This is a genomic window from Rheinheimera gaetbuli, assembly GCF_054781935.1.
In genome coordinates, this window is sequence record NZ_BAAGTL010000001.1 from 103,887 (window position 1) to 130,630 (window position 26,744).

Annotated in this window: 25 protein-coding genes; 10 read left to right on the forward strand and 15 right to left on the reverse strand. The window is 47.9% G+C overall.

Translation table 11 applies throughout. The features are described 5' to 3' along the window. Positions 1-4 precede the first annotated feature (4 nt). From nqrE to ACYVIC_RS00480, 8 genes are all read right to left on the reverse strand, one after another. Complete coding sequence (nqrE, locus tag ACYVIC_RS00445) at positions 5-613, reverse strand: NADH:ubiquinone reductase (Na(+)-transporting) subunit E (protein ID WP_460856259.1); 609 nt, start codon at positions 611-613, stop codon at positions 5-7. A gap of 10 nt (positions 614-623) precedes the next feature. Next, a complete protein-coding gene (locus tag ACYVIC_RS00450; protein WP_460856261.1) occupies positions 624-1,253 on the reverse strand; it encodes an NADH:ubiquinone reductase (Na(+)-transporting) subunit D in 630 nt (209 codons plus the stop codon). Continuing rightward, the gene (locus ACYVIC_RS00455) at positions 1,246-2,031 is read right to left on the reverse strand and encodes a Na(+)-translocating NADH-quinone reductase subunit C (protein ID WP_460856263.1); all 786 of its coding nucleotides are present in this window, start codon (positions 2,029-2,031) and stop codon (positions 1,246-1,248) included. The genes ACYVIC_RS00450 and ACYVIC_RS00455 overlap by 8 nt, the downstream gene beginning before the upstream one ends. Continuing rightward, the gene (locus tag ACYVIC_RS00460) at positions 2,024-3,229 is read right to left on the reverse strand and encodes an NADH:ubiquinone reductase (Na(+)-transporting) subunit B (protein WP_460856264.1); all 1,206 of its coding nucleotides are present in this window, start codon (positions 3,227-3,229) and stop codon (positions 2,024-2,026) included. The genes ACYVIC_RS00455 and ACYVIC_RS00460 overlap by 8 nt, the downstream gene beginning before the upstream one ends. A gap of 2 nt (positions 3,230-3,231) precedes the next feature. After that, positions 3,232-4,569 (reverse strand): Na(+)-translocating NADH-quinone reductase subunit A, encoded by a 1,338-nt coding sequence (locus ACYVIC_RS00465; RefSeq protein WP_460856266.1) that lies wholly within the window; start codon positions 4,567-4,569, stop codon positions 3,232-3,234. 318 nt (positions 4,570-4,887) lie between these two features. After that, positions 4,888-6,081, reverse strand: coding sequence for an enoyl-ACP reductase FabV (fabV, locus tag ACYVIC_RS00470; RefSeq protein WP_460856268.1), 1,194 nt, complete (start codon positions 6,079-6,081; stop codon positions 4,888-4,890). A 128-nt stretch (positions 6,082-6,209) separates the two neighbouring features. Then, positions 6,210-6,551, reverse strand: a complete 342-nt coding sequence (locus ACYVIC_RS00475) for a BolA family protein (RefSeq protein WP_460856270.1) — start codon at positions 6,549-6,551, stop codon at positions 6,210-6,212. 126 nt (positions 6,552-6,677) lie between these two features. Continuing rightward, positions 6,678-7,310, reverse strand: a complete 633-nt coding sequence (locus tag ACYVIC_RS00480; RefSeq protein ID WP_460856272.1) for an alpha-ketoglutarate-dependent dioxygenase AlkB family protein — start codon at positions 7,308-7,310, stop codon at positions 6,678-6,680. Between the two features lie 23 nt (positions 7,311-7,333). Here ACYVIC_RS00480 and ACYVIC_RS00485 point away from each other — a divergent pair, with 23 nt between their 5' ends. The 5 genes from ACYVIC_RS00485 (at position 7,334) to ACYVIC_RS00505 (ending at position 11,477) form a co-directional block, all read left to right on the forward strand. Further along, positions 7,334-8,497 carry a methyltransferase gene (locus ACYVIC_RS00485; RefSeq protein ID WP_460856274.1) on the forward strand — a complete coding sequence of 388 codons (1,164 nt, stop codon included), beginning with the start codon at positions 7,334-7,336 and terminating at the stop codon, positions 8,495-8,497. Between the two features lie 2 nt (positions 8,498-8,499). Then, positions 8,500-9,051: a YajG family lipoprotein gene (locus tag ACYVIC_RS00490; protein WP_460856276.1), complete on the forward strand. Its 552-nt coding sequence runs from the start codon at positions 8,500-8,502 to the stop codon at positions 9,049-9,051. Between the two features lies 1 nt (position 9,052). Next, positions 9,053-9,634, forward strand: a complete 582-nt coding sequence (locus tag ACYVIC_RS00495) for a peptidylprolyl isomerase (RefSeq protein ID WP_460856278.1) — start codon at positions 9,053-9,055, stop codon at positions 9,632-9,634. A gap of 54 nt (positions 9,635-9,688) precedes the next feature. Beyond that, on the forward strand, positions 9,689-10,009 hold the full coding sequence (locus ACYVIC_RS00500) for a hypothetical protein (protein ID WP_460856279.1): 321 nt from the start codon (positions 9,689-9,691) through the stop codon (positions 10,007-10,009). Between the two features lie 91 nt (positions 10,010-10,100). Next, on the forward strand, positions 10,101-11,477 hold the full coding sequence (locus tag ACYVIC_RS00505) for an AmpG family muropeptide MFS transporter (RefSeq protein WP_460856281.1): 1,377 nt from the start codon (positions 10,101-10,103) through the stop codon (positions 11,475-11,477). A 19-nt stretch (positions 11,478-11,496) separates the two neighbouring features. Here ACYVIC_RS00505 and ACYVIC_RS00510 read toward each other — a convergent pair whose 3' ends face one another. Next, complete coding sequence (locus ACYVIC_RS00510) at positions 11,497-11,739, reverse strand: helix-turn-helix domain-containing protein (RefSeq protein WP_460856283.1); 243 nt, start codon at positions 11,737-11,739, stop codon at positions 11,497-11,499. Positions 11,740-11,966: 227 nt separating this feature from the next. On the opposite strand from ACYVIC_RS00510, the gene ACYVIC_RS00515 reads away from it, so the two are divergent. Continuing rightward, entirely contained in the window at positions 11,967-12,140 is a 174-nt protein-coding gene (locus tag ACYVIC_RS00515) for a hypothetical protein (RefSeq protein WP_460856285.1), read from the forward strand. A 65-nt stretch (positions 12,141-12,205) separates the two neighbouring features. Here ACYVIC_RS00515 and erpA read toward each other — a convergent pair whose 3' ends face one another. Continuing rightward, the gene (gene erpA / locus ACYVIC_RS00520; RefSeq protein WP_460856286.1) at positions 12,206-12,547 is read right to left on the reverse strand and encodes an iron-sulfur cluster insertion protein ErpA; all 342 of its coding nucleotides are present in this window, start codon (positions 12,545-12,547) and stop codon (positions 12,206-12,208) included. Between the two features lie 165 nt (positions 12,548-12,712). Here erpA and ACYVIC_RS00525 point away from each other — a divergent pair, with 165 nt between their 5' ends. The 4 genes from ACYVIC_RS00525 (at position 12,713) to hemL (ending at position 17,296) form a co-directional block, all read left to right on the forward strand. Beyond that, positions 12,713-14,422, forward strand: coding sequence for a chloride channel protein (locus ACYVIC_RS00525; RefSeq protein WP_460856288.1), 1,710 nt, complete (start codon positions 12,713-12,715; stop codon positions 14,420-14,422). Then, positions 14,419-14,850 carry a CopD family protein gene (locus tag ACYVIC_RS00530; RefSeq protein ID WP_460856290.1) on the forward strand — a complete coding sequence of 144 codons (432 nt, stop codon included), beginning with the start codon at positions 14,419-14,421 and terminating at the stop codon, positions 14,848-14,850. The genes ACYVIC_RS00525 and ACYVIC_RS00530 overlap by 4 nt, the downstream gene beginning before the upstream one ends. 108 nt (positions 14,851-14,958) lie before the next feature. After that, the gene (locus ACYVIC_RS00535) at positions 14,959-15,972 is read left to right on the forward strand and encodes an aspartate carbamoyltransferase (RefSeq protein WP_460856293.1); all 1,014 of its coding nucleotides are present in this window, start codon (positions 14,959-14,961) and stop codon (positions 15,970-15,972) included. 43 nt (positions 15,973-16,015) lie between these two features. Continuing rightward, complete coding sequence (hemL, locus tag ACYVIC_RS00540) at positions 16,016-17,296, forward strand: glutamate-1-semialdehyde 2,1-aminomutase (RefSeq protein WP_460856295.1); 1,281 nt, start codon at positions 16,016-16,018, stop codon at positions 17,294-17,296. On the opposite strand, the gene ACYVIC_RS00545 is transcribed toward hemL, so the two are convergent. From ACYVIC_RS00545 to hrpB, 5 genes are all read right to left on the reverse strand, one after another. Next, complete coding sequence (locus tag ACYVIC_RS00545; protein ID WP_460856297.1) at positions 17,293-19,383, reverse strand: winged helix-turn-helix domain-containing protein; 2,091 nt, start codon at positions 19,381-19,383, stop codon at positions 17,293-17,295. The genes hemL and ACYVIC_RS00545 overlap by 4 nt on opposite strands. 86 nt (positions 19,384-19,469) lie before the next feature. Continuing rightward, positions 19,470-19,700 carry a hypothetical protein gene (locus tag ACYVIC_RS00550; protein WP_460856299.1) on the reverse strand — a complete coding sequence of 77 codons (231 nt, stop codon included), beginning with the start codon at positions 19,698-19,700 and terminating at the stop codon, positions 19,470-19,472. Positions 19,701-19,784: 84 nt separating this feature from the next. Further along, a complete protein-coding gene (locus tag ACYVIC_RS00555; protein ID WP_460856302.1) occupies positions 19,785-21,941 on the reverse strand; it encodes a winged helix-turn-helix domain-containing protein in 2,157 nt (718 codons plus the stop codon). A gap of 22 nt (positions 21,942-21,963) precedes the next feature. Beyond that, complete coding sequence (mrcB, locus tag ACYVIC_RS00560; protein ID WP_460856305.1) at positions 21,964-24,234, reverse strand: penicillin-binding protein 1B; 2,271 nt, start codon at positions 24,232-24,234, stop codon at positions 21,964-21,966. Continuing rightward, a complete protein-coding gene (gene hrpB, locus ACYVIC_RS00565) occupies positions 24,231-26,675 on the reverse strand; it encodes an ATP-dependent helicase HrpB (RefSeq protein ID WP_460856307.1) in 2,445 nt (814 codons plus the stop codon). Before hrpB ends, mrcB begins: the two co-directional genes overlap by 4 nt. Between the last annotated feature and the right edge of the window lie 69 nt (positions 26,676-26,744).

Below are 26,744 nucleotides of genomic sequence, written 5' to 3' on the forward strand. Positions count from 1 at the left end.
CCCCTTACAGTGATACACCAGAGAATGACATAAAGCCAAAGCCCATCAAACCCACTACCAAGAAGGTAACGCCCAGACCACGTAAGCCGTGCGGAATATCTGCGTACTTTAACTTCTCACGAATCCCCGCTAATAGAGTAATAGCCAACATCCAGCCAATACCGCTACCGAGGCCAAACACAACGCTTTCACCAAAGTTATAGTCACGCTCAACCATAAAGGCTACAGCACCAAAGATTGCACAGTTAACAGTGATCAAAGGCAGGAAGATACCTAAAGCGTTATACAGCGCCGGGAAAAACTTATCCAACGTCATTTCCAGGATTTGTACCAGAGCCGCAATAACACCAATATAGGTTAAAAAGCCCAAAAAGCTTAAGTCAGCTTCAGGGAAGCCAGCCCACGTTAATGCACCAGGAGCCAACAGGTTTTGATACACCAGATTGTTAACAGGTACCGAGATACCCAGCACAACAATAACGGCGACACCTAAACCAAAAGAGGTGGTGATTTTCTTCGATACGGCAATAAAGGTACACATACCGAGGAAAAATGACAGCGCCAGGTTTTCAATAAACACTGCGCGGATAAACAAGCTTAAATAATGTTCCATCTATCGCTCCTTATGCCTTCTCGACTTGTTCAGTGCGGAAGGTGCGCAGTAGCCAGATCAGGCCGGCAATGATGATAAACGCACTTGGCGGCATCAGCAGTAAGCCCATAGGTTGATACCAACCACCATCTTTCACCAGCGGCATGATCTCAAAACCAAATACAGTACCTGAACCACCCAGCTCACGAATAAAGGCTACCGTCATCAGTACTACGCTGTACCCTAAACCGTTCCCGATACCGTCAAGAAAACTAATACCAGGCTTGCTCTTCATTGCAAAAGCTTCAGCGCGGCCCATTACGATACAGTTGGTGATAATCAAACCGACAAATACCGACAGCTCTTTTGCTACGTCGTAGGCAAAGGCTTTCAACAGCTGATCAACAACAATAACCAAAGAGGCAATTATTGTCATCTGAACAATAATCCGCACACTTGAAGGAATATGGTTGCGAATTAGCGAGATAAAAAAGTTAGAGAAAGCAGTAACCAAAGTAAGTGCAATACACATTACCAGTGCTTTATCCATCTTGGTTGTCACAGCTAACGCTGAACAGATACCCAGAACCTGAAGTGCAATAGGGTTATTGGCAAAAACTGGCCCAAACAATACGGTTTTAATTTCTTTTGCATTAGCCATTGTTTAATGCTCCATCTCGAACTTTAGCCAGGAACGGTGCGAAACCCTTAGCACCAGCCCAGAAATCAAAGGTATTTTGTACGCCATTTGCTGTCAAAGTTGCACCTGACAAGCCATCGACTTCATACGTTGAATTAGGGTCGGCATTGCCAGGTTTACGTACTTTGATTGCAGGTGCGCCTGAACTGTCTAATAGCTTTTTGCCTTCAAATTGCTTAACCCATTGAGGGTTCTGCACTTCGCCACCTAAACCAGCAGTTTCACCTTGCTCGTAATAGTTAAGGCCTTTGATGGTCGTGCCGTCCGGACCTAAAGCCAAAAACGCATGCATAGTTGACCACAAGCCATAGCCATGAACAGGCAACACGATAGCCGATAACTCGCCTGACGCCACACCATTCTCATACGCCAGGTAAACCGGTGCAATATTGGCACGGGTTTTAATCGACGCTAAGTCTTCTTCACCAGTTAAGCGTTTGCTTTGTTGAGGATCTTTCATAAACTTGCGATAGTCATAGTTGGCTGGTTTTGCCACAAACTCACCACTCTCCAGATCAACAAAACGCTCTTCAATGTACTTAGCATAAAGCTCAGAGACATTACCACCGCTTAGTAAACCGGTAACCGCCAGTACGTTTTTCTGCGAGTCGAGTAGCTTATTAGCGGTCTGTTGTGGACGTAACTGTACGGCCGCCGTCGACACAATAACTGCACAAACCAAACATAAAGAGATGACTACAATCAGTGTTTTACTGATGCTATCGTTATTACTAGACATTACGTGCCAGCCTCCGCTTAATATTGGCCTGAGCCACGAAGAAATCGAACAATGGCGCAAATAAGTTGGCGAACAATATGGCTAACATCATACCTTCCGGATATGCCGGGTTAGCTACACGGATCATCACCACCATAAAGCCAATTAAAATACCGTATGCCCATTTGCCCTGATTGGTAAACGAAGCAGATACCGGATCCGTTGCCATAAAAAACATCCCAATGGCAAAACCACCCAGCACAAGATGCCAGTGCCACGGCATGGCAAACATGGCGTTAGACTCAGAGCCGACAGCGTTAAACAGATACGCTGTCAGGATCATGCCCACCATTACACCGCCGACAATACGCCAGGACGCAATGCGGAAGTATATTAGAGCCAAACCACCGACTAACAATGCCAATACTGAGGTTTCGCCAACTGAGCCAGGAACAAAGCCATAGAAGGCGTCCCACCACAACTGCATATTAGCTGAATAATCTAAGTCACCAGATGCTGCTTTGCTAAGCCAGGTTGCGCCTGAATAACCATCAGCAACTGTCCAGACTGCGTCACCGGAAATTTGTGCCGGGTAAGCAAAGAAAAGAAACGCCCGGCCAGCCAGTGCAGGGTTTAAGAAGTTGCGGCCAGTACCACCAAAGACTTCTTTGGCAATTACTACGCCAAAGGTAATACCCAGTGCAACTTGCCACAGCGGAATAGTCGCAGGCAGAATTAAGGCAAACAGGATAGAGCTAACGAAGAAGCCTTCATTAACTTCGTGCTTGCGCACTGAAGCAAATAGCACTTCCCAGAAGCCGCCAACAACGAAGGTAACAGCATAGATTGGCAAAAACCAAACCGCGCCGTACCACATTTTACTGCCCCAACCGGAGTCCACGGTCAGCTCACCACCAAGCAACTGATAAATAGCTACCTGCCAGGTATCCGGGGTACCGAAACCTGCCTGCAGTGCTATAACTGCTTGATGGCCAATGTTGTACATACCAAAGAACAATGCTGGAAATAAGGCTAACCAGACAAAGATCATGATCCGCTTTAAATCGATACTGTCACGCACATGCGTCCTGTTTTTAGTAACAAGACCTGGCGTATATAATACGGTGGCAACGGCTTCATATAGCGCATACCACTTTTCATATTTACCGCCTTTCTCGAATGACGGCTCAATGCGCTCTAAAAAATGCTTTAAACTCATGATTAGCCTTCCTTCTGAATGGTCGTCAGGCAGTTACGCAAAATGGTGCCATAGTCGTACTTGCCAGGACAAACAAAGGTACACAGCGCCAAATCTTCTTCATCCAGCTCCAGCGCACCCAGTGTAATTGCACTGTCGGTGTCGCCTGAAATAATGTCACGCAGCAAAAGCGTCGGCAGTATATCCAGCGGCATAACACGTTCGTAGTTACCAATTGGCACCATAGCGCGCGATGAACCGTTAGTAGTGGTGGTCATATTGAAGAGACGTTTTGGACTCAGATGCGACAAATATGCCCGTGTTACAGAAAATTTAGTTGCGCCGGGCGCTATCCAACCTAAAAACTCTTTGTCGTAACCTTCAGCTAACACTGATACCTGAGTATGGTAACGTCCAACATAACCGTGCACGCCATGCGCCGTTGAACCTGATAAAACCGAACCTGAAATAATACGGTTTTTGCCGTCAGCCAGTTCACCTGCTGTTAATTCGCTTACAGAGGCGCCCACTACGGCTTTGATTAAACGAGGCTGATTAACTGCCGGACCTGCTAAGGCTATGACACGTTCGCTATGCAGTTCGCCGCTGGTAAACAGCTTGCCAATGGCAACAACATCCTGGTAACCAATATGCCAAACCACTTTTTTAGCGCTTACCGGGTCCAGCAGATGAATATGAGTACCGACAAGACCTGCCGGATGTGGACCGTCAAACTCAGCAACTTCAGCAGTGCTTATAGTTGGGATATTTGCATTGGCTTTTTTGCTCAAATACAATTTACCGTCGGTCAACTTAGTCAGTACAGTTAAACCTTGCGTAAAGGCCTCGCCTTCTGCTGCCAGCACTACCGCAGGGTCAGCTGCTAATGGATTGGTATCCATCGCATTGACAAAAATAGCCCGTGGTACACTATCAATTGCCGGCGTCTGGCTGAACGGTCGGGTGCGAAATGCTACCCACAAGCCTGAATCAACCAGGTTCTGCACAACCTGCTCGCGACTGATACCCGCCAACTCATCGGCAGTATACTTGGCAAACTGCACAGCATCATTACCTGATGCCGCAATCACAACAGATTGTAAAACCCGTTTTGCGCCGCGGTTGATTTCTTTTACAGTACCAGCAAGCGGAGCAGTAAATTTGACGCCCGGGTTTTTCTTGTCCTCGAAAAGCACCTGACCTTTTTTAACTGTATCGCCAACTTCGACTGACATGGTCGGACGCATACCATTGAACTCTTCGCCTAATACAGCGACAGTGTTGATGGTATTGCCCGTACTGATCTCTTGTTTAGGACTGCCCGCAAGGGGAATGTCCAAGCCTTTTTTGAGTTTTATCATACGTACTTGCACTACTATTTTGGGAAGAAACAGGGCCTAGTTTTTCAGCTGCTCACCGCGCAGCGCATCTGGCATCGATTCTCAGGGGTTAACCTGTTTATTGTTTAACCAGATACACGTATTAAAGTCGCGGATTCTAGCACTAATACTGCCGTCTATCCATGCTATTACAGAAATTTTCCACCAATCTGTCTGCTAAAAAACAATCATCAGACGACATTAAAAACTGTGCGGCATTACTGCATGAATCCAATAACTTCTAGTCAACTTTAGTTCATTTTTACATAAACAAAAGCCGCCTTACGGCGGCCTTTACAGCTAGCGTTGCAAATTCTGCAGTGGTACTGCCGGCGAAACATCAGCGTCATAATCAACATGGTTGTAACCAAAACCAAATAATCTCAAAAATTCATTATGATAGCCTTTATAATCTGTCAGCGTATCTATAGTATCAGTGGTTACCTGGCTCCATAAATCTTTTACCGCTTGCTGAATATGTGCACTGAGCTCTTTACCATCCATCCGCAGCCGGCCAGCGTCGTCCAGGATGGGCGTATCACTGTACAACCCCAGACGAAACAAGCCATTAATTTGTTCAATACACCCCTCATGCGAGCCTTCTTGCTTCATTACACGATAAAGCAACGAGATGTATAAAGGCATAATAGGAATAGCTGAGCTGGCCTGGGTTACCAGTGCTTTTAACGACGCAACATAGGCTTTACCGTGCTTACTGTCGAGCTTACGGGTTATAGCAGCTGCAGCGCGATCCAAATCTTCTTTAGCTTTACCGATAGTCGCTTTACCATAAATAGGCCAGGTAAGCTCTTTACCAATGTAGGTATACGCCACAGTCTGGCAGTTTTCAGCCAGTACACCTGCAGCGTCCAACTGATCTAACCAGCGCTCCCAATCTTCCCCGCCCATCACTTTTACTGTCTGGTAAATCTCATCGTCATTGGCAGGTTCTACAGACACCTCTTCTATTTCACGTTTACTGGTGTTTAACGTTCTGGCGGTGTAGGACTGACCAATCGGTTTTAATACTGAACTAAACACTTCACCGGTAACCGGATCTTTGCGCCGTGGCGCAGCCAGGCTATAGACAACTAAGTCAATCTTGCCCATTTCACTGCGAATAATATCAATGGTTTGCGCCTTTAATTCGTCGGTAAATGCATCGCCATTGAGGTGTTTGTTCCACAAACCTTCTGCAATTGCTGCTTGCTCAAAAGCGGCGGTGTTATACCAACCCGCAGAAGCTGTTTTGCTATCACTGGGTTCTTTTTCAAAAAAAATCCCCAAAGTATTGGCGCCTGAACCAAAAGCCGCTGTGATACGCGATGCTAAGCCATAGCCGGTAGAAGCACCAATAACCAATACATTTTTTGGTCCGTTAACTACTGGTCCAAGTTTTTTTACGTAATCAATTTGTTCTTTTACGTGTTCGGCGCAGCCGACAGGATGAGCATTAGTACAGATGAAACCACGAATTTTAGGTTGAATAACCATGACAGCTCCTGCTGTTGTCTCGACAAAATTGGCGTTAGTGTAAAACTTTACCGCAGAAAACAGGTCTGATCAGCCGTTATTCAATAAAAATCAGTGTCTCTCCAGCGATAGCTGGATAAAAAAAAGCGTCACAAGGACGCTTTTTCTGGTTTTTCCAGCTTACTGCCACCATAGCAACGCGGCGAAGCCGGTGGTTTTTCGGCATAGTATTCATACCACTCTGACGGTGTATAAGTGTGCAGTGCTAACGCATGAATTTTTTCTGCCAACTCCTCAGCCACTACGGCATTTACTGCACGATGACGCTGTAACAGGCGCTGACCGTCAAAAGCCGGCGTCACTATTACTACTTTAAAATGTGATTCTGAACCTTGCGGCACGTTATGCAAGTGGCTTTCGTTCACCACATCAAGGAACACAGGATCAAATGCACTAAGTAACTTCTGTTCAATAGCGGTATGAATCAACATAGTCCTAATCCTCTTTTATTCCTGTTACTAACTCTAGATGCCTGGCTTAAACTTGCCAGCCCGTTTTGTTGTCAAGAAAAATAACCAGGACTAACGGGCTGGCTGCCTTACAAAAAATAATTTTGTCTAAGCCGTGCTATTAATATAACGAAACGTCAAATTAAGCCGGCTGGTGGTAATACTGCTCTGTTTTGGTAGTCGATGCAGCCAATGTTGCTGGCAGCCTCCGGCCATCAGCAACAAACTGCCTGACGTTAACGCCATTGCCAGTTGCCAGGGGGCAGATTTGTGTTTAAGTTCAAAGCGGCGCGTTGCGCCCAGGCTAATTGATGCAATAACTGGATCATGCCCCAGTTCTCTCTCGTTGTCTGCATGCCAGCCCATATGCTGCTGCCCGTCTGCATATAAATTAAGCAGCACGCAGTTAAATGGCTGGCCAAAAAACATACTTAGCTTTTGTGCCAACGCTTTTACAGCAGGATGCCAGGGCTGTGGCACAAAAGTGGTGCCGGAATAGCGATAATGGCAATGCGCATCCCCCATCCACACCTGTGTGCGTGGAATTTTCACCGCCTTGCCAAACATAACAATACTGTCTTGTGCCCACGGTAACTGATGCTGTAACTGTAACAACAGCGCATTGGCTTGTTGTGTTGTTAGCCATTCAGGCCACAGCCTGATATCAGCGCCCGGCAAGCTAAATTGCTGCACCTGGCATTGCAGGTTGTCGCTACGCATTTGCCGTGTCAAAATGCTCACCTTATTCTATTAGCCGTGTTTCTATGAATACCACTTTTATTTACGCCAATGGCAGTTTGCAACTGCAACGCTGGCCTCTGCAGCAGCCCAACAGCAGCTTGCAAGCTTGGGATGCCGCCGACGAGCTATTGATCCAACATACGTTAGTAGCGGCTGAGCAGTTTAAAGTACAGCATCAGCGCCCACCGCTGCTGTTGCTGATTAATGACAGCTTTGGCGCGCTATCCTGTGCACTATCTGAGTTTGCGCAAATACAGATCAACGATTCTGTGCTGGCTGAACTGGGTAGCCGGCATAACCGGCAGCAGAATAACCTCAACAGTAGCAATTTGCAGCAAAAATCCAGTCTGGACGCTTACCCGCACAACGCCGATATCGTCTTACTAAAATTGCCTAATAATCATAGTTATCTGCAATATATCCTGCAGCAACTGGCGAAGGTAGTCAGCGCAGATAGCGTAATCCTGGCCTGCGCCAAAGCAAAAGACATTAACCGCAATGTGCTGGCGAGATTTAATCACACGCTTGGCCCGGCATCTGCGTCATTAACGGTAAAAAAATGCCGGCTAATCCAATGCCAGTATGACCCGGCGCTAACGCAGACAGAACAAGAGCAGTTTCCGCTGCATTGGCCTTTAGAGCAAAGCTCTTTTACGCTGTTTAATCATGCCAATGTATTTTCCAGAGAAAAGTTGGATCAAGGCGCCCGTTTTTTTTTGAAGCATTTGCCTGCTCCCGAAGCTGGCCAAATCGTTATTGACTTGGGCTGTGGTAACGGCGTGCTGGGATTAACCTTACTGGCGCAACAGCCGCAGATTTCACTACTGTTTTGTGATGAATCCTATATGGCCGTTGATTCTGCCCGTCTTAGCATTGCCGAAAACCTGCCACTCCTGCTGGGGCAATGCCGATTTATCGTTGATGACTGCTTAAGCCAACAAAGCGACCGTAGTGCGGATATTATCGTGTGTAACCCCCCCTTTCATCAACAGCACGCTGTTACCAGCCACATCGCCAGCCAGATGTTTATCGAAGCAAAACGAGTACTGAAACAAGGCGGGCGGCTGCGGATCGTCGCGAACAGACATCTGGAATATACTGAATTACTAAAACGCTTGTTTGGTAATTGTCATCAGTTGGCTGCAGATCCTAAGTTTGTTATTTTAGAGGTTATCAAAAGGAGTTAACCATGCGCTATTTTTGCATTTTGTTGTTACTGCTAACAGGTTGTGCCAGCCAGATCCCAGGCTTTATATTGTCACCTCAGGTATTTTGGCCACAATTAAATCAGCTGCAGCAAAGTCGTTTTGCTTTTAATGTCACCGATGTTCGCGGCCAGGCTTACACCCTTCGCCTGCAACAAGGCGGTAAAGTGCAACATATTGCCACAGCCAATGATGTCAGATCGCAGCTCGAACAAACGTTATCTAAAGCCCTGATTGAACAGGGAGCAACGTTAAATCCCAACAGCAGCAACAGCCTGACGATAAAAATTAATCAATTGCAGGCGATAGTTGACCAACGTACTTTAGAGCATGCTGTCACAAATCAGGTAGCGCTAACGGTTTACATCCAGCATCCGCAAGGCACTTTTAGTAAAACTTACTCTGGCGACAGCAGTTTCACCGCGCCTTTTAAAATGGACATTGCCGCTGTAGAACGCGAATTGCGGGTGCTTACCGAACAAGTACTGGCGCAGCTGCTGCAAGATGCCAGCTGGCAGCAAGTAGTCAGAGGATAGTATGCGCATTTTGCTATTTATTACTGCAGTGTTGTTTAGTGGTATGGCACTGGCTGGTCAGTTTATTCAGCCGGATAATTTGTACCCTAAGGTACGGCTAATCACATCCCATGGCGATATTGAAGTGGAATTAGATCGTGCCAAAGCCCCCATTTCAGTGAACAACTTTCTGACTTATGTGAAAAAGAAATTGTATGACAACACCTTGTTTCACCGTCTGGAAAGTGAGTTTGTGCTGCAAGGTGGCGGTTACGACATCAACTATAAAGCAATAGAAGAGCTGAAGCCTATTTTTAATGAGTCTGGTAATGGACTGAAGAATCAGTTGGGTACTATCGCTATGGCAAGGTTGAACAACCCACATAGCGCAACCAGCCAGTTTTACTTTAATCTAAATGACAATAGCCATTTAAACCCCGGCCGTAACTGGGGTTATGCCGTATTCGGCTACATAACCTCCGGCCAGGACGTTATCGAAAAAATCCGCGCGATTCAAACTGATACCTCGGTTGAGTTAGGCTGGCCGAACGTACCAACAGAAAAGGTTGTGATTAAAACCGTATTAGTGCTGCCAGCCCCCTGAAACCGTCTATACTTGGTTAAATATTTATTACCCACATATGTGGTTAAACCCATTATGTCCGACGGCTTTATAGAGCAGAAATCGCAGCAACTGATATTTTATATATCGCGCTATTTTCGTGGTCGGCTTCCTCACAGTGAGCTGCATTTATTTGTTTGGGATACACTGGAAGAATGGGCTCAACTGACGGCTAAACTGCAATTGCCTTATAACCATAAAGAGCGGGTGTTCTGGCACCTGATCCATCAGCTGGAGTACTGGCCGGATCAAGCGCTGCGAGAGAATAAAAAATTGCGGCGTAATATTCAGGATTGTATCTGTTTTTTAAAAGGCCGCGGTATTGCCCCTACCAATTGCGTTGGTGTGCGCCCCTAAACCAAAAAATCTACCCTATTTCCCTACTTAGCTCTTTGCGCAGAGCTGCCGGTTTGTTATGGTCTTGCCCAAAGTCACCTGAGGCGCTTTTATGCTGGGGAAACAACAAGGCGCAGCACAAAGCTGGCGCGAAGCCATCACAAGTTATGCAGACAGACGCCTGATGTGGATTTTTATGTTGGGCTGCGCCTCTGGCTTTCCCTGGGTATTGATTGGATCAAATATGAGCGGCTGGCTCAAAGATGCCGGCTTAACCCGGGCTGCTATCGGCTATTTCGGTTCAGTAGCGATTATCTATGCATTAAACTTTCTGTGGGCCCCGCTGCTTGACAGGGTAAAACTACCCATATTGCACGCCCTGCTGGGACAACGCCGCAGTTGGATCTTCGCAATGCAGCTGCTAATACTGCTGGCAACTGTCTGTATTGCCTTTACCAATCCAAGCCAAAGCCTGATATTTACATCCTTATTGGCCATGACGATTGCTACAGCTTCAGCCACTCAAGATATTGCCATAGACGCCTACCGTATTGATATCATTGCAGATGATAAAATCAGGCTTGCACCAGCCGCAGCTATTGCCGTTATTGGCTGGACCACGGGTTATTCATTGCCAGGTTACTTAGCATTCAGCAATGCCGACCAGTATGGCTGGCCTGCAGTTTATTTAGGGATGGCAGCCCTGATTGTGTTACTGATGTTGTTTACCTTATTGGTCAAAGAGCCCGACAACCAACGCGATGCCCTACAGCAAGCTGCAGAGCAGCATTATCGGCAACAAATGGGCAATGCAGGACATAATCCTTATTTGATCTGGCTAAGCGTAACCGTAGTCGAACCCTTCGCCGAGTTTTTCCGACGCAACGGCTGGCAATTGGCGTTGGCAATCCTCAGTTTTGTTTTCCTGTTTAAACTGGGTGAAGCTTTTCTCGGTCGGATGTCCATTCAATTCTATCGAGAGATTGGCTATAGCAATGAGCAAATAGCAGAATACTCCAAGCTGGTCGGCTGGATGGCCACGATAGCTTTTACCTTGATTGGCAGTGCCATTAATATTCGCTTTGGGATTATCAGAGGGCTGTTTATTGGCGGCGTGGCGATGGCTGGCAGCAATCTGATGTTTGCCTGGATAGCGATCGCAGGTCCCAAGCCTGAACTTTTTATTGCCACTATACTTGTTGATAATTTTACAACAGCGTTCTCAACTATCGCTTTTGTCTCCTTTCTTACCTTTATGACCGGCAAAGCATTTTCAGCAACCCAGTACGCTTTGCTGGCATCATTGGGTAATCTAGGCCGCACTACTTTGGCATCGTTCAGTGGTGAACTGGCCGACTACCTTGGTGGTGACTGGCCATTGTTCTTTTTAATTACCTCGTTAATGGTAATCCCCAGCCTGATTTTGTTAGTCTGGCTTGGTAAGCGGTTAATTGCGCGGCAAACTGTAAAACAAAACGCCGCAAACTAGCGGCGCTTCTTGACGATAATCAGGCGGTGAGAACCTGTTTCAACCCTTCCGTTGGATCGACCTCTAACGCCTGGCAATAACGGACATATTCAATTACATCCAACCGGCGCTCCTGATTCTCTACCTTACCAATAAAGGAATGCGGCGTTCCTAAAATCTCCGACAAGCTACGCATAGTATGGCCTTTTTCCTGACGCTGACGCTTCAGCCATATACACAGGCGCTTGTTCTCTTCAGAAATAACGCTTTTTGTACCTTTCATACTTTTTCTTCTCCCAGCGTGTTACGCTTTTATTATGTAAAAATACTTCCTGCAAAAAATAAATCTAAACCTTATTGCCCGCGCAATAAGCAATGAAAAGCGATTAATTAAACCACAGGTTGCGACGAGCGTACAGCTACAAGCGTTAAAATCTGTAAAGTTGCTTTACACTGTTCCAAGATGGAATGAATTGTCAGATGCCTTTGGTATCAACAGGAGAAAAGAAAATGATAAAATTGCTGTATCTGCTGCCGGTGTTGATGTGTGTGTTTTGGTTCTGGTTCCTGCAACAACGCGGCTTGAGCGTTAAGCAAGGCTTGAAAGGCTTTGGTTATATTATTGGTTTTAATCTTATTATTGCACTAAGTCTTTGGATACTGTTGCTTCTGACACAACGCTGACATCAGACCAGCTACACAGCATTGGGCTGGTCTGAATGTATTTATTTTTTTACATAAATGCAAAGTTATACCGAAAATGATGACCCACAACCGCAAGTTGTTGTCGCATTTGGGTTTTGTATGATAAAACGGCTACCTTGCAGGCCATCGGTATAGTCGACTACGCCCCCCATCAGGTATTGCAGACTCATCGGGTCAACAACCATAGCTACCCCCTGCTTTTCAACGACAAAGTCACCATCATTTACTTTTTCGTCAAAGGTAAAGCCATATTGAAAACCTGAACAACCGCCACCGGTAATATATACCCTTAATTTCAAAAGCGGGTTGTCCTCTTCGCTTACCAACATAGCCACTTTAGCAGCCGCTGCTTCAGTAAATTCTATTGGTACTACAGGCTCTGACATAATAACTCCGATGCTAAATTGCAGCTGTAAATTATCTAATACCTGAGTGTTTTATTCAAGTATTCAGCCAGAACAAAACGTAGCAGCGTAATTTGTGCCATTTTAAGGTGCTTGTTCAGCAACTTATGTTAAACTGCTGAGTAAATTTACAGAGTTTTGGTAGTTATGCGGCGCTGGCAGAACTGGCTTCCATCCTTACAACGCCAACTGGCGTTCCCACAAACATCGCTACAGCTTTGCGTGCTGGGTATGCTGGGCGGGTTGGCCGCTGCCATACTTATTATTTTATTTCGCCTTGCTATTATTGGTCTGCAGAGTTTTTTTCTTAGTCACACCGACGACTTTTCTACTGTCAGTGCCGATATTCGTTGGGCATTACCTTTGGCAGGCGCTGTTCTAATAGGCCTGCTAGCCTGGATTACTGGCTATAAACATTATCGTTTAGGTATTCCGTTTGTCATTCATCGCATTAAGTTAAAGTATGGCTTAATGCCAACACGTAACACCATTAACCAATTTTTCGGCGGTATATTGGCGTTGTCCAGCGGTTTCTCTGTAGGGCGTGAAGGTCCTTCAGTACACTTGGGCGCTTACGGTGCCAGCTTTATCGGTAAATATCTGCAATTACCCTACAACAGCATTCGTATCTTGGCCGGCTGTGGCATTGCGGCTGGCATTTCTGCTTCATTCAACACGCCATTGGCAGCAGTAATTTTTGTGATGGAAGTGGTACTGCGTGAATATCGGGTTCATGTTTTTGTACCAATAATGTTGTCATCTGTTGTTGGGGCGCTAATTACCCAAACTGTGTTTGGTAGTGACCGCGAACTCGCGCTACTAAATATTGTTTCTATCAGCGGTTGGCACATGCCTTATCTGGTGCTTTGCGGCGTAGTATTTGGTGCTATTGCCTATGTATTCAATAAAAACCTGATGCGTCTGATCAAGCTTTTCCGCAACTGGCCGCTGATGCTACGCCTGATACTGGCAGGCGCTGTAACTGCGGCAGTTGGTTTTTTAATTCCACACGCTATGGGGGCGGAGAGTGGCGCCATTTTTTATGCGGCAAATGCCCCGGATGATGTCGCGCTGTTACTGACCATTTTTATTGGAAAGATGTTACTGACACTGTTTGCGCTGGGTTTGGGTGTGCCTGGCGGTGTGATTGGCCCGGTATTTGGTATCGGTATAGTGCTGGGAACTTTGCTGGCTATCATCCCCTCCGCTCTGATGGGTGACAACAGCATCGCCGGCACCTATGCCGTGTTGGGCATGGCTGGTTTAATGGCTGCAACCATGCATGCTCCTCTGGCAGCGCTAGTTGCCGTGATGGAGCTGGCGCATAACCCGGGTATTATTGTACCGGCTATGCTGGTAATTACTACGGCTTATATTACCGGCGTGCAGTTTTTCAACAACAAATCCATTTTTACGCTACAGCTCGATTTTCTGCAAATGCCCTATAAGTTGTCACCTGCCGACGATGTGCTGCAAAAAGTTGGTGTACTGGCGTTGGTAACTGATCAGTATCAGCTGCTGGACAACCCAAGCGAGCAGCAAGTACTGCAAGCACTCGATAAACTGGAGCCGCCGCAACAACTGTTGGTACAGCGTAACAACAACGACGGTACCGGCGAATACTTACTGGCAAATTACGACGTTCAACTATCGATGACCGGTGCCAGCGCAGTACAATATTTGCCGCTACAAGGGCTTACGCACCAAGCGACTATGGCAGAGGCGTTTGCCATTTTGGAAGATAAACGCGAAGGAGCAGTGTATATTTACCGCGAGGAAGAGCCAATGCAGCTGATTGGCATTATTCGCTGGGACCAGGTTCGGAGTTTATTAGTGAAACAGAACAACTTATTATGACAAGCATTCTTGTATATAAAGCCTTACATGTATTTTTTATGGTGGCCTGGTTTGCCGGTATTTTTTATCTGCCACGGCTATTTGTTTACCATGCTGCAACCCAAAGTGCAGATTGCGACGCCGAATTTAAAGTAATGGAACGTCGCTTGCTGTACTTTGTTACGCCCTTTGCGGTGTTTACGCTGCTATTTGGCGGCTTACTGATTTACAGCTACGGCGCAGCCTGGTTTAAACTCAGTAGTTGGTTACATTACAAGTTGCTGCTGGTACTGTTTTTGTATGCTTATCATGGTTACTGCTTTAAACTGCTGGCAGATTTTAAACATAACCGTAACAGGCGTAGCCCCCGCTTTTATCGCATATTTAATGAAGTTCCGGTGCTGGTTTTACTCGGCATTATCTTGCTGGCATATTTAAAACCAATATAGTCGCTTATTCGCTTTTGGCGGCGTATTTCGCGTATAATACCGCGGTCTAATTGCCGGCGCCGGGCCAGTTCAGGCCCGGGTTAATCATCAGCGAAAAGAGCACTGACTATGAGCTTTAAAGGCCAACACATCCTCTCGGTAAGCCAGTTTGATCGCGACACCATTCAACATGTTTTCGATATTGCCCGTAATATGCAACCCTACGCCAGCCGGCAAAAACGCACCAAGGTGCTCGAAGGCGCTATATTAGGTAACCTGTTTTTTGAACCCAGCACCCGCACCCGCGTCAGCTTTGGTTGTGCGTTTAATTTATTGGGCGGTGAAGTACGCGAAACCACCGGCATGGAATCCTCAGCGTTATCTAAGGGTGAATCACTGTTTGATACAGCCAGGGTGATCAGCAGCTACAGTGACGTTATCGCCATGCGCCACCCACAGGCTGGCTCAGTTGCGGAATTTGCCGAAGGTAGCCGCGTGCCGGTATTAAATGGTGGCGATGGCGCCAACGAGCACCCAACTCAAGCGCTATTAGACCTTTTTACAATACAACGTGAATTGGCCGCGTCCGGTCAAAGCATTGATGGCATGCACATTGCCATGGTAGGTGATTTAAAGTTCGGCCGCACCGTGCATTCGTTATCAAAGCTGTTAAAGCTATACAAAAACCTACGCTTTACCCTGATTGCGCCCAAAGAACTGGCGATGCCGGACGAGATTGTCAGTGCAATAGAAGATGCCGGCCATCAGGTCAGTATTACCGATGTATTGGAAGGCAATCTTAACGCTGATATTGTCTACCAAACCAGAATTCAGGAAGAGCGCTTCCCGTCCAAAGCTGAAGCCAATTTATACCGGGGTAAGTTCAGGTTAAATCAGGAGATCTATACCCGCTACTGTAAATCCAACACCGTGATTATGCACCCACTGCCGCGTGATTCGCGGGTTGAAGCTAACGAGCTGGATAACGACTTAAACCTAAACCCCAATTTAGCCATTTTCCGCCAGGCCGATAACGGCATCTTGGTACGCATGGCGCTGTTTGCCCTCACTCTTGGGGTCGAAAACATTATTACCAACTACGAGTGTGCTGTGCCCTGGTATAGCAATAAGCACAGTGGTTAATGCGGCTGGCAGCCGTTTCTTCTTACTTATCGGAAACTGATTTATGTCTTTATCTGCAGAACTGTTCCAACGTGCCCAGCACACTATCCCCGGCGGTGTAAACTCACCTGTGCGCGCATTTAAAAGCGTCGGTGGCACACCGGTGTTTATTGACCGCGCCGACGGCGCCTATTTGTTTGACGTTGATGGCAAGCGTTATATTGATTATATCGGCTCCTGGGGCCCAATGTTACTTGGCCATAATCACCCTGCTATTCGCAATGCAGTAATAGAGGCTGCAGCTAAAGGCTTAAGCTTCGGCGCACCTTGTCCGGCTGAAGTGACGATGGCCGAACTCGTCAGCACGTTGGTGCCCAGCATGGAGATGGTAAGAATGGTCAGCTCAGGCACCGAAGCTACCATGAGTGCTATTCGTCTGGCGCGCGGCTATACCGGCCGTAATACCATTGTTAAGTTTGAAGGCTGCTACCATGGCCATGCCGACTCTTTGCTGGTAAAAGCCGGCTCCGGTGCGTTGACGCTGGGTGTGCCGAACTCACCCGGCGTACCTGCCGACTTTGCCAAATACACCCTAACCAGCGAATTCAATAACCTGCCCCAACTAGCGCAGCTGTTTGCAGAGCACGGCGACGATATCGCCTGTATTATTGTTGAGCCAGTAGCTGGCAATATGAACTGTATTCCGCCTGCAGATGGCTTTTTACAAGGCTTACGCCAGCTGTGTGATCAATACGGCGCAGTACTGATCTTCGACGAGGTCATGACAGGTTTTAGAGTGGCGCTGGGCGGCGCACAGGCAGTTTATAGCGTTAAACCAGATTTAACCACTTTAGGTAAAATCATTGGTGGCGGTATGCCAGTAGGTGCCTTTGGTGGCAAACGCGAGATTATGCAGCATATTGCCCCACTGGGGCCGGTATATCAGGCTGGTACTTTATCAGGCAACCCTATTGCTATGGCGGCCGGTTTAGCGGCATTAACAGAAATCAGCAAGCCCGGTGTTTACCAGGCACTCACTGAAAAAACGGCGTTTCTAATCAGCAATTTAAAAGCGGTTGCCGATAAACATGGGGTGCCATTGGCTACCAATCAGGTGGGCGGCATGTTTGGCTTCTTCTTTACCAACGAAGCCTCAGTAACAAACTTTGCCCAAGCGACACAGTGTAATATCGACGCCTTTAAGCGTTTCTTCCACCTGATGCTGCAACAAGGTATTTATCTGGCGCCATCCGCGTATGAGGCGGGCTTTCTGTCGCTGGCTCATACTGACGATGATCTGGCGCAAACCATCGCCGCTGCAGAACACAGCTTTAAACAGCTTTAACGACGGTTTTTCAACCAGACAATATCTGTGTCGTGCGGCCTTTGCCGCACGATAAATCCAATACCATCACCACCGCTGTAAATCGCTAATGGCAAAGTTTCATCTGGCCAACTACGCTGTGTTACCTGTTGGGTGTTCCAAGCATAGCTTTTCAGTGCGCGTTGTTGCCCGTCTAGCCAGTATATACCGCTGTTATCAACAAACCACTGCTCAGATGATAACTGCCGCCAGTCCAGCTGCACCGGCAACCTGTTAACCTGCTCTGCCTGTAATAACGCTAAATCAGCTTGTTGGGAAAACTGTATAATCAGGCCTCGGCCAGGGACACAACGAACATCTACTACATCGGTATGTAATAGCTTTGGGCCTGAATCGGCTTCGCCATATAAATGCCAACCATCCTTTGTCAGCGCCGTCCAGTACAAACGGTTTTCACAACTGCTAAAACGGCCTGCTGTATTGATATTACCCGGATAATTCGTCAGTTCACCGCTTTGCGGGTTTAAACGAAACAAGTCGTTGTTTAGCACCAACAACAAGCTGTCGTTGTGCCACAATAATTGCTGTACCTGTTGGCGCTCATTTAACCGGGTTAGTTGTGTGCTGTCGCGGCCACGCGCCAGCCAGACTTGTGCCTGCCCGGTACGTTCAGAAATAAATGCCGTGCCATGCTCAGACGCTGTCAGCAAACGTTCACTGCGGTTGCTGACATGCCAGGGCGAAAAAGACCATGCAGCATCTGGTGCAACACCGCTAACCTGAAAAATGTCTGTTGTGTAATCCAGATACTGCGTTGCCAACACCTGGCCTGGTGCTTTGCTTGCCTGAGCCAGATCAATGGTTAAAGGCCCAAGATGTTGAATTGCCATATTTTTCAAGTCAACTATTTCCAGCTCACGGCCAGCAGCAGATAACAGCAGCTGCTGTTTACTCCACCAGGACAACTGCTGCACCAGGTATGGAAAAGTGATAATGGCTTGTGGCTGGCCGTCGGGCAATGCTAAACGATACAAAGCACTGCTGCTAAAGCTATGCTGTACCAACAAATACAAGGTGTTATCCGACAGCAACATGCCTTTAAACTGACGCCAATTATTGGCAATGCGGTTAACCATCGTCGCAGTAGCTTGCTCCTTGGCAGCAAACAACAGGATATCAGCCGATCCGGGGGCGATATCTGCCCATAGCCATTGCTCTTGCCAGCGCAGTAAAGCCTGCGTCAACACCTTGTTGCAAGGCCAGTGTTGCAACAATTCGGGGGCAGTAACATCAGGTAGAACTTGCTGGCTGTAAAATGCACACACATGCTGGTTGTCGCTGGCTCTGAAAAGCAACTGCTGTTCGTTCAGCCAAACCGGCTCCGACAGCGTTTGATACTGTTGTGGTACATGCTCAACTTTTAAATCTGTTAAATCCTGCACACTCCAATTTAGCAACTGCTGATCCGGTGCCAGGTGCTGATAAACCACATGGCTTAGCGAAGCATTTAATATCGGCCAGTATTCCTGGCCGCTAAGCGCACTGATAGGCGTAATAGTATCGGGCAACCGCACCAGTGGCTCTGCAGTATATTTAGCCAGCACATAGGCCAGGCTGGCGCAGCATAGCAGCACAATAAACGCCGTTGAGCTGATAAAACGCCAAGGCAGCGCTGTCTTTTTTGCTATAGCAGGTGGTTCAGTATCAAGATCAGCCAAGCTGCGGCTGTCTGCACCGCCATTAGTTAAAGTGGCTGATGCCAATAACTCAACCGGCTTGATGTCAGCCAGCCAGCAATAGCCTTTTTTTGATACCGTGGCAATATAGCAAGGCGCCCGTACATCATCACCGAGTATTTTGCGCAAAGCCCCAACTGCGCGCATTACCGCGGCATCAGTGCCCTCTTCTGCAGGCCAAACTTTATCAATTAGGGTATCTTTTGCCAGCAATGTATTGGGGTGGCGTAAGAAAAAATTCAGCAGGCTTTGCAAACGCGGCTCAAGCCGGTGCGGGTGCTCGGGTTTAGTAGTTGTAACAGGCCACAGCTCGCCATAAACGACCTGATAGTACCAGTCGCCAATCTGTACCACGGGGTCCAAATTTGACATTAAGGTCCGCCCAACATGCATATGTTGGGGCGGATTATACCTTAAGCATCAGAAATGTTTAGCGTTTCTAATTGTAAAACAATATGTCAGGCAACTTTGTCGTCTTTTGCCTTATCTTGCGTGTCAATTTTTTTATCAGTTGGCTGCGGTGCCGGGCTGTAGATATCAAAATCACACAATGGAAACAGAGTACAAGCATACAATCCGTTCAACTTGCTATTCTCTAGAGAACTAGCGGCCTCATCTGAGCCAGTGACGGCAGGAGAAACGGTTGAACCTACTAATAATGTCAGTGCAACTACAGATAATAATTTCATGTTTTTTCCTTAAGTGGTTGTGCATACAGAAACAACCCTAGAGAAAAAATACGAAATAAACCCTATGATTTTACAATAAATTTATTATAAAAAACCGACCGGCAGTTCCAGTATACCAATGTCCATATCCGCGAATTCATACTCGAGAATATAAATATATTGCTCATCGGCGCTGATACTAAATCGGCCGACGGTCAATTCATTGATGACCGGGACTATAGAGTCGGTAACCAGATCATAATAAAACAGTCCGTAATTAAGATCTGATACCAATTTGGCAAAGTATATGCCTCTCTGTTTTAAATTAAATTTCGTCATGACTTGTGAAGCCGGCAGAGCAAAATCAATTTCTGTCGGCTGAGAGTTGGCATATTGAATAAAGAACTTCTTACTGTTGCTATCGCGCCAAAAAACATAATCTCCAGCATAACTTTCCATGTAAAATTCACGTTCGGATGCAATAAACTCCCGACTATTCAGATCAGTTGAATTTGTCGCTACTATGCGCCATTTACCTTGCGACACTTCAGGAAAGAATATAGTTTTACCATCACTGCTCCATGACGGCGTACCGATAACAGCCCCATCCGAACCATTGATTTTCTGAACACTACCATCGAACTGATACAGCAATATGTGTTGTATCAGTTGAACCAACAGCATAGAGCCGTCTGGCGAAAATACCATACTGCGAATCCGTTCCTGCTCTGAGAAATTCGTTAGTTGAATTTGACGTTTATCAGGGTACATCAGCCAGACCTGCGGCAAACCAGAACGTCGGGATACCACGGCCAAAGGGCCCTTAGCGTACGGGTTGGCTTCAATTAAGGTTTCATTCCGGTTTGAGCTAAACACCGGCTCGTTAAATTTTTCTTTATTTACCAACTCGTTAGAAATTCTGCGTGGATTTATACGAGAAAAGTGCCCTACTGAAGCCACAATACTTCCAGACTGGGTAACCTGAACTTCACTGGCATTTATATCGGTATATACCAAGGTTTTAGACCTGCCCTGTAAATCTACTTTGCTTAGTGTATTGGTTGATGATGGGTAAATTATAAATTCGTCTTTCAGATCCCAGTCAATGTTACCCGGATAAGCATCTGTGATCTTTGTCAGCAGTTCACTTGCCCGTGAGCCTAAATCTATCACCCAAATATTAGAGACTCCTGCAGCCTCACGCAAAAAAGCCACTTTATCCCCCTTGCGGGAGAAACGTGCGCTATAATCGCCAAAACTACTGACTGGCGGTACAGTTAGCTTTTCAGTTGAACCCGAGCTCAATGACAGCAAGCTCAGTGTCATTTGCTTTTCGCCATCACGCATTTCCGGATACACCAGATAACGCCCATCTGCAGACCAACTTAAACGCGAAGAAACCGAGTTCAAACCGCAAGTGGTCAATAACTTATCTGATACAGGCTGCAAACTTTGCAAATCGAGTTCTATTTGCCTTATCTCACACTGCTCACCGATGTTCATTCGCTGATAAGCAATCGATAAACCATCTGGACTAAATGCAGCGCCTAAACTGCTATAAGATTCATCTGTAAGCTGAGTACGCTTATTTGCAACAAGATCCTCCAACATCAATACCGCTATACTTTCGCTCTCAGGACGCCCGTAGCTATACACCATATACCGCTCGTCCGGCGAGACATTGTGATAATACTCCAGGCCATCAAGTGCGGTCAGGGGTTTATAGCGCAACATTGGAATAGCATCAGCCTGCGGTTCTGCAGCGTCATCCGGCCATAGTAGCCACAATAATGCCGTCAGCATTAACGTAGCGATGCTGGCCAGCAATATATAGCGGCGCTGAGCGATATTTTGCTCAGCGGTATTATCGTCGGTGGAGTGTAAAGCAGGCTCTGCTTCCGTTTGCTGCGGCAACTTAATTTCCGTTACCGCTGCAACAAAACGGTAACCGCGCTTAGGAATGGTTTCGATATAGGATGGTTCGCGGGTATTGTCACCCAAGGCTACACGCAATACCCGGATAACCCGGGTTACACGGCCGTCAGACACATCTCTGATACCCCAGACATCTGCCAGCAATTCATCTTTGGTAACTAGGCGCCCGGCATTGACAATAAAATAATTCGCCACTTTTTGTGACAAATTATCAAGATCAGCAGTAACGGCAATTTTACCGTCGGCAGAAAACTGAACCAGCTTGTCCTGCTCAGGTAAATATTGCCAGTCTCCAACCTGTAAAGGCTTGTCGGGTTTTATCGTCATATTACCGGTTTTAGCTTCTTGGTTAATTAATGCACTCAACGCCTGCAGGCATTTCAACTGATATCGCAGGCAATAACAATATGTTAGGGCAACTTTGTGGCACAGCGTAACCTGTTTTTAACGAAAAAGCCTGTAAAGAAACCTGTTCAGGCATGCCGCGCACCAGCGAATGTGCGCCCTTGGTGGTATAAAATCGGCTAAACACGGCCAAGGCGCCGCTGGCGCCGGTCAGGCCGATGGCGTTATTGTCATCCCGGCCTAACCATACGGTAGTCAGGCTGTGTTGATCAAATCCGCTAAACCAACTGTCGCGGTAGTCACTTGAAGTGCCGGTTTTACCTGCCAGCGTAATACCCGGCAACGTCGTAGCCAGTGCTCTGGCGGTGCCTTTTTCGGCGGCTTGCATCAGAGCGTATTGCAGCAAATACACTTCAGCTTCCTGGTAACGCCGGGTTAGTTGGTGCTGACGCTGGTATAACGGGTGACCATTGTGATCAGTAACCGCATGTAAACTGCTTAATTGCTGATGTAAGCCATTGTTGGCAATGGTTTGATACAGCTGCGTTACCTCTAGCGGGCTAAGCTCAATAGCGCCTAACAGCGCCGCCGGATGTAATTTTATTTTGCGATTAAGCCCCAGCTGACGCAAGCCGTCGTTAATCGCTGGCAACCCCAGCTGCAAACCAAGCCGCACTGTGGGCACATTTAGAGAATTAGCCAGCGCATCTAACAAGGTTACCGGGCCGCGATACTGTTTATCAAAGTTTTGTGGCTGCCAATCCTGCTCATTGCTGCGCAGCCGGATCGGGCTGTCGTCCAACTGACTGGCCAGGGTATAGCGACCATGTTGTGCTAACGCTTGTAAGTAGATCACGGGTTTAATAATGCTACCTATTTGCCGCCTGGCGTCCAGTGCACGATTAAAACCGCCCTGTGCCGCTTCTTTGGCACCGATCATTGCTATCAGCTCAGCGCTGCGGTAATCCGCTACCACCATGGCCGCCTGCAGGGCTTTATCCTGGGTTGCCAACTGCTGTTGAACTGCCTGCTCGGCCTGTTGCTGGGTGGCGGTATCCAAATAGGTAAACACTTTAATGCCTTGATCTTTATAGGCAGAATCAATATTTAGCTGGCGTAGCTCTTTGCGCACAGTATCCAGATAAGCGGCATTACCCTGCAATAAATACTCACCACGCGGAATAACCTGCACGCTTTGCTGTATCGCCTGTTCATACTCTGTGCGGTTAAGAAGGTGCTGCTCAAACATTAGCCGCAACACCAAATCCCGTCGCTGCTGTGCCCGTTTAGGAAAGCGACGTGGATCGAAATAAGATGGCCCTTTTAGCATGCCAATCAGCAATGCCGACTCGGCCGGCTGCAATTCGCCCAGTGGCTTGCCAAAGTAAAAGCGGCTGCCAAGACCAACGCCATGCACGGCATTGGCAAAGTTTTGCCCGACAAACACTTCGTTTAAGTATGCCTCGAGGATCTGGTCTTTGTTAAAGCGGTAATCCAGCACCAGGGCAATAAAGGCTTCATTTACCTTACGCAATAAGGTGCGATCGCTGGTTAAAAACATATTTTTTGCCAACTGTTGGGTTAGCGTTGAGCCGCCCTGCACCGTGCGGCCGGCGCTGATATTTACCAGCAAAGCCCGCAGTACCGACAGTGGTGACACACCATGATGGTGGTAAAAATCACGATCTTCTACCAGCAGCAAGGCATCTTTAAACAGCTCTGGCACCTGTTGCAGCGCGACCAGTTCGCGGTCCTCTTGCTGCGCCGCCACCAGATGTTCTATCAGTTGTGGCTCCATGCGGGCGAAATTAACCGGCTCAGCCTGATTCCGCTGCATAATACGGTTTATCCCACTGCGATTAAATTCAACGCTAAACAGTTGCTCGCTTTGATAACCATCGATATGGACAAAGGGGCGCCGGTACACAGTAACGTGATTGCGCGACACACTGTACTGGCCTGCTGCTGTCAGAGCAGGGTTACGTTGATACTGTAATGTTTCAAGCGCACTGATGAGTTGCTGCGGCGTCATAAGCTTTCCCGGTAACAACTCGATGCTGCGGGCGTATATCTGCGCCGGTACTTGCCATTTTTGTCCGGCAAATTTTTTACTGATCTTGCTGTCAAGATACACCAGGTAAAACAGCAGCACTAACACGATAAGTAATAACAGTTTTAACAGAAACAACACCGTACGTTTTAACCATTGCGGCTTGCTGCGCTGCGCAGATGGTTTTTTCTTCCGCCCGTTGCTGATGCCAGCTTTACGACTCATTTGTGCATGGCCTTTTTTGTTTTTGTTGTTGGTATCGCCTGAGACGGATCATCCGGCCAATAATGTTTAGGATAACGCCCACGCATTTCTTTACGCACTTCAAGCCAGGCATTTTGCCAGAAACTAGCCAGATTTTGCGTAACCTGTAGCGGCTGACGCGAAGGCGATAACAACGCCACGGTAACAGCCAGCTGCCCCTGCAACAACGTTGGCGATTGCATCTGACCATACATTTCCTGAACCCGTACTGAAAGCCGCGGTCCGCCTTCCGCCAGATAATCAATGCTAAGCCGTGAGCCGGTGGGCGCTTGCCAATGCGTAGGCAAAAGCTGGTTTAGCTGCTGTTGCTGCTGATAACTTAAGCATTGCAGCAAAGCGTCATACAACGGTAACTGCGTCAGGGCCGCGCTTTTAGTCAGTGGCGCCAAATACGCACCCAGCCAGTCCGGCAAGGTATTTAACAAGGCATCGTCAGAAAAATCCGGCCAGCCGGCATCTGTTTGATGCTGCTGCAATAGCGCAACCCTGCCCCGTAACTGCAGCGCAGTGTCGCTCCAACTCAGGCAACTTAAGCCTTTGTTGCGGATATAAGCTTGCCATGCCTGTTGCTTTTGCTCTGCTGTCAGTTGCAACGGTGCCGGCTTGGCATCAAGCAGGCACTGGCCAAAATTCAGTTGCTGTTCGGTAAAAAAGCGACCGTTCTTGTCATCCCACAACGTTTGCGTGTGCCAGCCAAGCTCTGCCTGCCAGTCTGCCACTATGGCATCGCTACTGATATCAAGCGCATGGTAAATGCGGTTATCGCGGCCAAATTGCTGCATATGCAACACCACCAACCAGGCTTGCCCGGTTAAGCTGTGGCCCTCCTGCAATAGGGCGCCAATGCCGTTGGCTAACTGATAACCCTGGCCACGGCGTTTGGCTAAACGATCCGGAAACGCCCGCAGTGTCAGTAGCGGCGCTAATTCCAGCGGCAGCGATTCTGTTAACTGACAGCCAAGCAAACGGGCAAAACTTTGTGCCTGTTGCCACTGCTGTGGCAGAGTTTGTTTTACCCGGCCAAGCAGGCTGTATACATCGCCCTGCAGCAGCCGCGTATCCTCCAGCAAGGCGGCCAGTACACAGGCCAGTGCCGGTGCTTGGTGGTGCCCCTGCTGCGCCAGTTGTTGCGCATGTAACAACATTGCCGCCAGCCTGGGCTCGGTGCCCAACTTATGCGCCAGCCGCCCCGTGGCCGTAATCACGCCGCGGCTGTCAATAAACCCCAGTTGTTGCAGCAATTGCTCTGCCACTGCTAAGGACGCTGCCGGTGGCGCTGTAAGCCAGTGTAAATCATCCACCTGACAACCCCAGGCGGCTACCTCAAGTCGCAGTGCGGTTAAATCACTGATCTCAATCTCCGGCGCTTCAAACCGGGCCCTGCGCTGCCATTTTTCTGCCGTATCCAGCCGGTAGCAATGGCCCGGCAGCAACCGGCCCGCACGGCCGCTGCGCTGAATTGCCGATGCCTGGCTGATAGCGGCAGTCTCCAGCACACTTAAGCCCTGGCGCGGGTTAAACCGGCTTTGCCGGCACAGGCCGCTGTCAATCACAACGCTGATGCCGTCGATGGTTAAACTGGTTTCGGCCAAATTGGTCGACAACACCACTTTACGCATACCGGCTGGCGGCGGCGCAATAGCGGCTTGTTGCTGTGCCAGTGTCAGGCTGCCCAGCAACCGGTGCAGTTGCACATTGGCGGCTACACCCTTTTGCTGCAGCAGCTGAGCACTTTGGTTAATTTCAGCCTGACCGGGTAAAAACACCAGAATATTGCCATCATGCTTACTCAGCGCCTGCTGCACTAAAGCGGCAATTTGCTGCGCCAGCGGTTGGCTGCCCGGCAGCACATATTCTACGGTTACCGGATAACTGCGGCCTTCACTGGCCAGTACCGGCGCCTCCAGTTTGCTGGCCAACTGCGCCATATCCAGCGTGGCAGACATGATCAGCAATTGCAGCTGTGGCCGCAGTTGCTGCACTTCCAAACACAGCGCCAGGGCTAAATCAGCATGTAGTGAACGTTCATGGAATTCATCAAACAGCAGCAGATCCACTGTGCTCAGCTCAGGATCTTGCTGTAATTTGCGGGTTAAGATGCCTTCAGTAACGATAAGCAAACGCGTGTTGCTACTGTGTTTTTGTTCCTGCCGGATTTGATAACCAACGCTATCGCCTACGGCTTCACCCAGTTGTGCCGCCAGATAGGCAGCAATACTTTTTGCCGCCAAACGGCGCGGTTCGAGCATTAACAGCTTTTTGCCGGCAAAATCCGGGTGCTGTAATAAATACAGCGGCAAATAAGTCGATTTGCCAGCACCGGGCGGTGCAGACAACAGCACTCTATTATTGCTAGCGAGTAGCGTAATCAGATCAGCAAAGATATCAGCAACGGGTAACACTATCACATCCGTAAAAATCTGCCGCAGTGCAATTAATCAGGGCAAAGTACTTATACGACACCACTTTGC